8 protein-coding genes are annotated in these 9,107 nt (G+C 68.6%); all 8 read left to right on the plus strand.

Annotation, left to right across the window (positions count from 1 at the left end; all coding sequences use genetic code 11):
* The first annotated feature begins 1 nt into the window (after position 1).
* On the plus strand, positions 2 to 949 hold the full coding sequence (locus tag ACIY1X_RS08860; protein WP_399679845.1) for a branched-chain amino acid ABC transporter permease: 948 nt from the start codon (positions 2 to 4) through the stop codon (positions 947 to 949).
* Between the two features lie 4 nt (positions 950 to 953).
* Positions 954 to 2,282 (plus strand): branched-chain amino acid ABC transporter permease, encoded by a 1,329-nt coding sequence (locus ACIY1X_RS08865; protein ID WP_399679847.1) that lies wholly within the window; start codon positions 954 to 956, stop codon positions 2,280 to 2,282.
* Positions 2,279 to 3,049 carry an ABC transporter ATP-binding protein gene (locus ACIY1X_RS08870; protein ID WP_038216451.1) on the plus strand — a complete coding sequence of 257 codons (771 nt, stop codon included), beginning with the start codon at positions 2,279 to 2,281 and terminating at the stop codon, positions 3,047 to 3,049. Before ACIY1X_RS08865 ends, ACIY1X_RS08870 begins: the two co-directional genes overlap by 4 nt.
* Entirely contained in the window at positions 3,049 to 3,744 is a 696-nt protein-coding gene (locus tag ACIY1X_RS08875; RefSeq protein WP_399679849.1) for an ABC transporter ATP-binding protein, read from the plus strand. Before ACIY1X_RS08870 ends, ACIY1X_RS08875 begins: the two co-directional genes overlap by 1 nt.
* A 197-nt stretch (positions 3,745 to 3,941) precedes the next feature.
* Positions 3,942 to 6,056 carry a 3-hydroxyacyl-CoA dehydrogenase NAD-binding domain-containing protein gene (locus tag ACIY1X_RS08880; RefSeq protein ID WP_399679850.1) on the plus strand — a complete coding sequence of 705 codons (2,115 nt, stop codon included), beginning with the start codon at positions 3,942 to 3,944 and terminating at the stop codon, positions 6,054 to 6,056.
* Between the two features lie 16 nt (positions 6,057 to 6,072).
* The gene (locus ACIY1X_RS08885) at positions 6,073 to 7,542 is read left to right on the plus strand and encodes a M20 family peptidase (protein ID WP_399679852.1); all 1,470 of its coding nucleotides are present in this window, start codon (positions 6,073 to 6,075) and stop codon (positions 7,540 to 7,542) included.
* 35 nt (positions 7,543 to 7,577) lie between these two features.
* A complete protein-coding gene (locus ACIY1X_RS08890) occupies positions 7,578 to 8,753 on the plus strand; it encodes an acetyl-CoA C-acyltransferase (RefSeq protein WP_399679854.1) in 1,176 nt (391 codons plus the stop codon).
* A gap of 30 nt (positions 8,754 to 8,783) precedes the next feature.
* Positions 8,784 to 9,107 (plus strand): PaaI family thioesterase (locus ACIY1X_RS08895; RefSeq protein WP_399679856.1); only part of this gene is annotated, 324 nt, incomplete at its 3' end.

Here is a 9,107-nt window from a genome sequence, read left to right on the forward strand (position 1 = left end):
CGTGGAATTCTTTCTCATCTCGCTGCTCAACGGCATCAGCTACGGGCTGCTGCTGTTCATGCTCAGTTCGGGGCTGACGCTGATCTTCAGCATGATGGGCGTGCTCAACTTCGCGCACGCCAGCTTCTACATGCTGGGCGCGTATTTCGCCTACGCCGTTTCCAACGTGGTCGGCTTCTGGCCGGCCCTGATCGTCGCGCCGCTGCTGGTGGGCCTGCTGGGTGCGGCCTTCGAGCGCTACAGCCTGCGGCGCGTGCACAAGTTCGGCCATGTGCCCGAACTGCTGGTGACCTTCGGCCTGTCCTACCTCATCCTGGAGCTGGTGCAGCTGGTCTGGGGCCGCTCGACCGTGCCCTACGGCCTGCCGGAGCAACTGCAGGGCCCGCTGTTCACCATCTACGGCACCCAGTTCCCCCGTTCCCGCTCCTTCATCATGCTGGTGGCGGTGCTGATGCTCATCTCGGTGTGGCTGCTGCTCACCCGCACCCGCGTCGGGCTGGTGATCCAGGCGGCACTCAAGCACCCGGAGATGGTGGAGGCGCTGGGCCACAACGTGCCGCGCGTGTTCATGCTGGTGTTCGGCGGCGGCGCCGCGCTGGCCGGGCTGGCCGGCGTGATCGGCGGCAACACCTACGTCACCGAGCCGGCGATGGCCGCCTCGGTCGGCTCCATCATCTTCGTGGTGGTGGTGGTCGGCGGCATGGGCTCGCTGGGCGGCGCCTTCCTGGCCTCGCTGCTGATCGGCGTGATCCAGACCTTCGCCGTCGCCATGGACCAGTCGGCCGCCACCGGCCTGCAGGCCCTGGGCATCACCGTCACCGAGCAGACCTTCGGCTACGAACTGCTCAAGCTCACCATCTCGCAGGTCGCGCCCATCCTGCCGTACCTGTTCCTGGTGCTGATCCTGATCTTCCGGCCGCGCGGCCTGCTCGGAACCCGGGAGGACTGAACCCATGAGCACCACCCCATCCATGACGCCCGCCGCGACTTCCGCCGAGCTGTACCGATTCAAGCCGATGAACGTCGGCCGGATCGTCGTCTGGTCCCTGTTCGCGATCGCGCTGCTCGTCGCCCCGCTGGTGTTCACCAGCAGCCTGGCGATGACCATGCTCTCGCAGATCGGCTACCTCATCATCATCTGCCTGTCCTACAACATCCTGCTGGGGCAGGGCGGCATGCTGAGCTTCGGCCACGCGGTCTACACCGGGCTGGGCTCCTTCATCGCCGTGCACGCGATGAACATGGCCAGCGACGGCCGCCTGCCGGTGCCGCTGGTGCTGATCCCGGTGGTGGCCGGCCTGGCGGGCGCCTTCTTCGCGGTGCTGTTCGGCTACGTGACGACCAAGAAGTCGGGCACCACCTTCGCCATGATCACGCTGGGCCTGGGCGAGCTGGTGGCGGCCATGGCGCTGATGTTCCCGGGCTTCTTCGGCGGCGAGGGCGGCGTCACCACCAACCGCGTCTACGGCAAGTTCCTCTGGTGGGACTTCGGCCCGCAGATCCAGGTGTACTACCTCATCGCCGTGTACTGCTTCGTCTGCACGGCGCTGATGTTCGCCTTCACCGGCACGCCGCTGGGCCGCATCCTGAACGCCGTGCGCGACAACCCGGAGCGGGTGGAGTTCATCGGCTACAACACGCAGCGGGTGCGCTACTTCGCCTTCATCATCGCCGGCTTCTTCGCCGGCATCGGCGGCGGGCTGGCGGCGATCAACTTCGAGATCGTGAACGCGGCCGACAGCCTGAGCACCATCCGCTCGGGCGGCTACCTGCTGTTCACCTTCCTGGGCGGCGCGACGCTGTTCTTCGGCCCGATCATCGGCGCCGCGCTGCTGGTCTTCGCGTCGATCCTGCTGTCGGAACTGAGCAAGGCCTGGCTGCTGTACCTGGGCCTGGTGTTCCTGTTCATGGTGATGTTCGCGCCGGGCGGCATCGCCAGCCTGATCATGATGAACGTGCGGGTGGCCGCCTTCGGCAAGTTCAAGCGCCTGTGGGGCCTGTACGGCGGGCTGCTGGTGACGGGCGCGCTGATGGTCGTTGGCCTGGCCGCCATCGTCGAGATGATCTACCACATCCAGCTCAACGCGGCGCTGGGGCCGAAGGTGCATTTCTTCGGCGGCGAACTGGACACGTCCTCCACCGCCACCTGGGTCGGCGCCGTCGCGCTGGCCGTGGTGGGCGGGGCGCTGATGGAAATGGTGCGCCGCCGCTTCGTGCGCGTCTGGGGCCGGGCGCAGGAGGAGATCGAGGCCGAGATCAAGCGCAAGGAGATGACGGCATGACCTACGCCCTCGAACTGAAGGACCTGCGCAAGAGCTTCGGGCGCACCGAGATCATCCGCGGGGCCAACCTGGCGGTGCAGCAGGGGGAGCGCATCGCCGTGATCGGCCCGAACGGCGCCGGCAAGTCCACGCTGTTCAACCTCATCAGCGGGCGCCTGCATCCCTCCAGCGGAGAGGTGCTACTGGGCGGCGAGCGCATTGACGGCTTGCCGCCCTACGAGATCAACCGCAAGGGCCTGTCGCGCAGCTTCCAGATCACCAACATCTTCCCCAAGCTGAGCGTGTTCGAGAACCTGCGCTGCGGCGTGCTGTGGAGCCTGGGCTACCGCTACACCTTCCTGCGCTTCCTCTCGCGGCTGCACGACGCCAACGAGCGGGCCGAGACGCTGCTGCAGCAGGTCGGCCTGGCGCGCAAGCGCGACGTGCTGGCGATGAACCTCACCTACGCCGAGCAGCGCGCGCTGGAGATCGGCATCACCATCGCCGGCGGCGCCAACGTGATCCTGCTGGACGAGCCGACCGCCGGCATGAGCAAGACGGAGACGGCGCACTTCATCAACCTGATCCGCGAGGTGACGGTGGGCAAGACGCTGCTGACGGTGGAGCACGACATGGGCGTGGTGTTCGGCCTGGCCGACAAGATCGCGGTGGTGGTCTACGGCGAAGTGATCGCCTTCGACACGCCGGACGCCGTGCGCGCCAACGCGCGCGTGCAGGAGGCGTATCTCGGCTCGCCGGTGGCCGACGCGCAAGGAGGGGGACACTGATGCTGAAGATCCAGGACCTGCACGCCTACTACGGCAAGAGCCACGTGCTGCACGGCGTGTCGTTCGCCGTCAACCCGGGCGAGATCGTGGCGCTGCTTGGGCGCAACGGCTCGGGCCGCTCGACCACCGCCAAGGCCATCATGGGCCTGGTGCATGCCGAGGGCGACGTGCACTGGAAGGGCCAGGACATCCTGCGCCGCAAGGCCTACGAGATCGCCCACCTGGGCATCGGATATGTACCCGAGAACCGAGAGGTCTTCCCGCGGCTGACGGTGCACCAGAACCTGCTGCTCGGCCAGAAGGGCAGCGGCAAGGGCAGCCGCTGGGGCTTCGACGACATGTACACCATGTTCCCGCGCCTGAAGGAGCGCCAGCACACCGAGGCCGGCGTGCTCTCCGGCGGCGAGCAGCAGATGCTGACGCTGTGCCGCACGCTGATGGGCGACCCGGACCTGATCATCATCGACGAGCCGACCGAGGGCCTAGCGCCCAAGATCGTGGAACTGGTGGGCGAGTACCTCAAGGCGCTGAAGAACCGGGGCATCTCGGTGCTGCTGATCGAGCAGAAGCTGACCATCGCCATGCACATCTCCGACCGCGCGCTGGTGATGGGCCACGGCAGCATCGTCTTCGACGGCACGCCCGACGGCCTGCGCGCCGATGCCGCCACGCGCAAGGAGTGGCTGGAGGTCTGATCCACGGCAGCGCCTGCGGGCGCTTGTCCCTCCAGCGACTGCGCCGGCATTGTGGGCACGGGTGAAATGCCTAGAATGCCCGGAAAAAGAACACTCGTGCTTTTTTGGAGACTGCAGCGGCGCCGGAGGGCGCCGCCGGCATGTCGCCGGGCCCCGGTTTTCCGCCATCTTTCTTCCATCTTCCAAAGGAACGCAGCATGACCGCTGAATACAAAGTGCACGGCGACGTGGCCGTGATCACCATGAGCAACCCGCCGGTCAACGGGCTGGGCCTCTCGACGCGCGTCGGCATCACCGACGGCCTGTCGAAGGCGCTGGCGGACGCGGCGGTGAAGGCCATCGTGCTCACGGGCGCGGGCAAGGCCTTCTCGGGCGGCGCGGACATCAAGGAGTTCGGCTCGCCCAAGGCGCTGCAGGACCCGAACCTGCTGTCGGTCATCCTGGCGCTGGAGGCGTCCACCAAGCCGGTCGTGGCGGCCGTCCACTCCATCTGCATGGGCGGCGGGCTGGAACTGGCGCTGGGCTGCCACTACCGCGTGGCCGCGCCGGGCACCAGCGTCGCGCTGCCCGAGGTCAAGCTGGGCCTGATCCCCGGCGCCGGCGGCACGCAGCGCCTGCCGCGCGTGCTGGGCGTGGAGGCGGCGCTGAACCTGATCGTCAGCGGCCAGCCGGTCAAGAGCGAGCTGCTGGCCAAGGCGCCGGGCCAGAAGCTGTTCGACAAGCTGGCGGCCTCGCCGGAGTCGCTGATGGACGAGGCCCTGGCCTTTGCCCGCGAGGTGGCGGCAAAGCATGGGCAGGGTGGCGGCGACCTGCCGCTGGTGCGCAACCTGCCGTGCAGGCATCCGCAGGGCGATGCCTACTTCCAGTTCGCGAAGAACATGGTGGGCGGCATGTCGAAGAACTTCCCGGCGCCGCTCAAGTGCGTGGAGGCGGTGCAGGCCGCCACGCAGCTGAAGTTCGACCAAGGCATGGCAAAGGAGCGCGAGATCTTCCTGGCGCTGATGATGACCCCCGAGTCGGCCGCGCTGCGCCACCTGTTCATGGCCGAGCGCGCCGCCAGCAAGATCCCCGACGTGCCGGAAGACACGCCCGTGCGCGCCATCAAGACGGTGGGCGTGATCGGCGCCGGCACCATGGGCGGCGGCATCAGCATGAACTTCCTGAACGCCGGCATCCCGGTGACCATCCTGGAGATGAAGCAGGAAGCGCTGGACCGCGGCATTGCCACCATCAAGAAGAACTACGAGGCCCAGGTCAAGAAGGGCAAGCTCAAGCAGGACAAGTACGAAGAGCGCATGGCGCTGCTGAAGACCACCCTGAGCTACGACGACCTGAAGGACTGCGACCTCGTCATCGAGGCCGTGTTCGAGGAGCTGGGCGTCAAGGAGAAGGTGTTCAAGCAACTGGACGCGGTGGCCAAGAAGGGCGCCATCCTGGCCTCCAACACCTCGACGCTGGACGTGGACAAGATCGCCGCCTTCACCAAGCGCCCGCAGGACGTGGTCGGCATGCACTTCTTCAGCCCGGCCAACGTGATGAAGCTGCTGGAGGTGGTGCGCGGCAAGGAAACCGCCAAGGACGTGCTGGCCACCGTGATGCAGCTCGCCAAGAAGATCAAGAAGACGGCGGTGGTCTCGGGCGTGTGTGACGGCTTCATCGGCAACCGCATGATCGAGCAGTACAGCCGCCAGGCCGGCTTCCTGCTCGACGAGGGCGCTACGCCGCAGCAGGTGGACAAGGCGATCGAGAAGTTCGGCTTCGCGATGGGCCCGTTCCGCATGGGCGACCTGGCCGGCAACGACATCGGCTGGGCCATCCGCAAGCGCCGCGCCGTGGAGCAGCCCGACATGAAGTACAGCCGCACGGCCGACAAGCTGTGCGAGCTGGGCCGCTTCGGCCAGAAGACCGGGGCAGGGTGGTACGACTACCAGCCCGGCAAGCGCGACGCCATCCCGAGCGAGCTGGTCGACAAGATGATCGAGGAGCACCGCAAGGAGCTGGGCATCACCCCGCGCAAGATCAGCGACGAGGAGATCGTGCAGCGCCTGGTGTTCTCGCTGGTCAACGAAGGCGCGCACATCCTGGAGGACGGCATCGCCAGCAAGGCGGGCGACATCGACATGGTGTACCTCACGGGCTACGGCTTCCCGATGCACCGCGGCGGCCCGATGCACTACGCCAGCCAGGTGGGGCTGTACAACGTGGCCGAGGCGATGAAGCGCTTCGCGCGCAACCCGCACGACGACGCGAAGTTCTGGGAGCCGGCGCCGCTGATCCGGAAGCTGGTGGCCGAAGGCAAGAGCTTCTCCTGAGCATCGAAGCCCCGCCGTGATCAAGCGCATCTTCCTCGGCCTGCTGCTGGTGCTCGTGGCGCTGGCCGCGGCGCTGGCGGTGAACACCTGGCGCCAGCCTTCGCGGCAGGTGGCCGTGGCGCCGGCGCCGCCGCTGCGGCTGGACGTGCAGGCCGCCGCCGAGCGGCTGGCCGGCGCGATCCGCTTGCGCACGGTCTCGGCGCTGGACGACCCGGCCGCCAACGGCGCCGAGTTCGAGAAGCTGCACGCCTACCTGGCGCAGCAGTTTCCCAAGGTCCATGCCACGCTCCAGCGCGAGGTGGTAGGCCGCCATGCGCTGCTCTACACCTGGGCCGGCAGCGATCCGGCGGCGGCGCCCGTGGCGCTGATGGCGCACCAGGACATGGTGCCCATCGCGCCCGGCACCGAGAAGGCCTGGAGCGTGGACCCCTTCGCCGGCGTCATCCGGGACGGCTTCATCTGGGGCCGCGGCACGATGGACGACAAGGGCAACCTGATGGCCCAGCTCGAGGCCGTGGAATCGCTGCTGGCCGAGGGCTTCCGGCCGCGCCAGACCGTCTACTTCGTGTTCGGCGACGACGAGGAGGTGAGCGGCCTGCGCGGCGCGCAGCCCATCGCCGAGCTGCTCAAGTCGCGCGGCGTGAAGCTGGCCTGGGTGCTCGACGAGGGCCTGCTGGTGCTCGACGGCGTGCTGCCCGGCCTGACGAAGCCGGCGGCGCTGATCGGCCTGGCCGAGAAAGGCTACGCCACCTTCTTCCTCTCGCTCGACGCCGCGCCCGGCCATTCGTCGATGCCGCCGCGCCACAGTGCCATCGGCCAGATGAGCGCCGCCCTCGCGCGCCTGGAGGCCACGCCCATGCCGGGCGGCATCCGCGGCATCGCGGCCGACATGTTCGGCACGCTGGCGCCGGAGATGAGCCCCTTCAACCGCGTGATGCTGTCCAACCTGTGGCTCACCGGCCCGCTGGTGCAGTCGCAACTGGAGAAGAGCCCCAGCAGCAACGCCATGCTGCGCACCACCACCGCGCTGACCATCGTGCGCGCCGGCAACAAGGACAACGTGCTGCCCGGCCGGGCCGAGGCCGCGGTGAACTTCCGCGTGCTGCCCGGCGACACCATCGACGGCGTCGAGGCGCACCTGAAGAAGGCGCTCGGCAACGAAGCCATCCAGGTCAAGCGCTACCCGGGCAACTCCGAGCCGTCGCCCGTCTCGCCGACCGACAGCGCCGGCTACAGGGCCATCGAGCGCACCGTGCGCGAGGTCTTCCCCGACGCCGCCGTGGCGCCCGGCCTGATGACCGCCGCCACCGACTCGCGCCACATGACGCTGGTGAGCGACGCGGTCTACCGCTTCTCGCCGATCCGCGTGAAGGGCGAGGACCTGGGGCGCTTCCACGGCACCGACGAGCGCCTGTCCGTCGCCGGCTACGGCGACATGATCCGCTTCTACCAGCAGCTGCTGCGCGGCACCGCGCAGCCCCAGTAACCCGCATCCCCCGACTTTTTCCAGAGGAAGACACCATGACCAGCGCCGTGATCGTTTCCACCGCCCGCACCCCGCTCGCCAAGAGCTGGAAGGGCGCCTTCAACATGACCCACGGCGCCACGCTGGGCGGCCACGCCGTGCAGCACGCGGTGCAGCGCGCCGGCATCGACGGCGCCGAGGTCGACGACGTGATCATGGGCTGCGCCAACCCCGAAGGCGCCACCGGCGCCAACATCGCGCGTCAGATCGCGCTGCGCGCCGGCCTGCCCGTCACCACCTCGGGCATGACGGTCAACCGCTTCTGCTCCTCGGGCCTGCAGACCATCGCCATGGCCTCGCAGCGCGTCATCGCGGGCGAGGGCGAGGTCTACGTCGCCGGCGGCGTGGAGAGCATCTCCTGCGTGCAGAACGAGATGAACAAGCACATGCTGGCCGACCCCTGGCTGGTCAAGCACAAGCCCGAGATCTACTGGAGCATGCTGCAGACCGCCGAGCAGGTGGCCAAGCGCTACCACATCGGCCGCGACGCCATGGACGAGTACGGCGCCGCCAGCCAGCAGAAGGCCGAGGCGGCCCTGAAGGCGGGCTTGTTCAAGGACGAGATCGCCCCCATCACCGTGCTGGCCGGCGTGGCCGACGCGCAGCTCGGCCTGATCACCAAGGAGGTGACGGTGGAGAACGACGAGGGCATCCGCCCCGGCACCACCAAGGAAGGCATCAGCGGCATCAAGCCGGCGCTGCCCGGCGGCCTGATCGCGGCCGGCAACGCCAGCCAGTTCTCCGACGGCGGCGGCGCCTGCGTGGTGGTGCACGAGAAGTACGCCGAGCGCAAGGGCCTGAAGCCCCTGGGCCGCTTCCTGGGCTTCGCCGTGGCCGGCTGCGAGCCGGACGAGATGGGCATCGGCCCCGTCTTCGCGGTGCCCAAGGTGCTCAAGAACCTGGGCCTGAAGGTCGGCGACATCGACCTGTGGGAGCTGAACGAGGCTTTCGCCGTGCAGGTGCTCTACTGCCGCGACAAGCTGGGCATCCCGGCCGACCGGCTGAACGTGAACGGCGGCGCCATCGCGGTGGGCCACCCTTACGGCGTGAGCGGCCAGCGCCTGACCGGCCATGCGCTCATCGAAGGCAAGCGCCGCGGCGCGAAGAAGGTGGTGGTGACGATGTGCATCGGCGGCGGCATGGGCGCGGCCGGCGTGTTCGAGGTGCTCTGAGATCGCAGCAGGCCGGGAAGGGAGCGCCCCGTGAAGATCGACCTGCCGACCCTGCAGCGCTTCTTCGCCAGCGCCCCCTTCATGGTCGACCTGGGCGTGCAGGCGACCGGCCTGGGCGACGACGGCCGCGTGCACACCCGCATCGACCTGCAGCCGCGCCACCGCCAGCACAGCGGCGTGGTGCATGCCGGCGTGATGGCCGCCATGGCCGACCACAGCATGGGTGCGGCGGCGCAGGTCCAGGCGCCGGAGGGGCTGCTGGTGCTGACCGCCGAGTTCAAGGTGAACCTGCTGCGCGGCGCGCGCGGCGACTGGCTGGAGTGCGAGGCCTGGGTGGTCAAGCCCGGCCGCCAG

Origin of the sequence: Xenophilus sp. (assembly GCF_044462705.1) — a bacterium.
Taxonomy (GTDB): Bacteria; Pseudomonadota; Gammaproteobacteria; order Burkholderiales; family Burkholderiaceae_C; genus Xenophilus; species Xenophilus azovorans.

Bases quoted from the DNA above. Each gene is read 5' to 3' on its own strand.
- ACIY1X_RS08865 (WP_399679847.1), top strand. From the start codon at position 954: ATGAGCACCACCCCATCCATGACGCCCGCCGCGACTTCCGCCGAGCTG.
- ACIY1X_RS08890 (WP_399679854.1), top strand. From the start codon at position 7,578: ATGACCAGCGCCGTGATCGTTTCCACCGCCCGCACCCCGCTCGCCAAG.
- ACIY1X_RS08880 (WP_399679850.1), top strand. From the start codon at position 3,942: ATGACCGCTGAATACAAAGTGCACGGCGACGTGGCCGTGATCACCATG.
- ACIY1X_RS08870 (WP_038216451.1), top strand. From the start codon at position 2,279: ATGACCTACGCCCTCGAACTGAAGGACCTGCGCAAGAGCTTCGGGCGC.
- ACIY1X_RS08875 (WP_399679849.1), top strand. From the start codon at position 3,049: ATGCTGAAGATCCAGGACCTGCACGCCTACTACGGCAAGAGCCACGTG.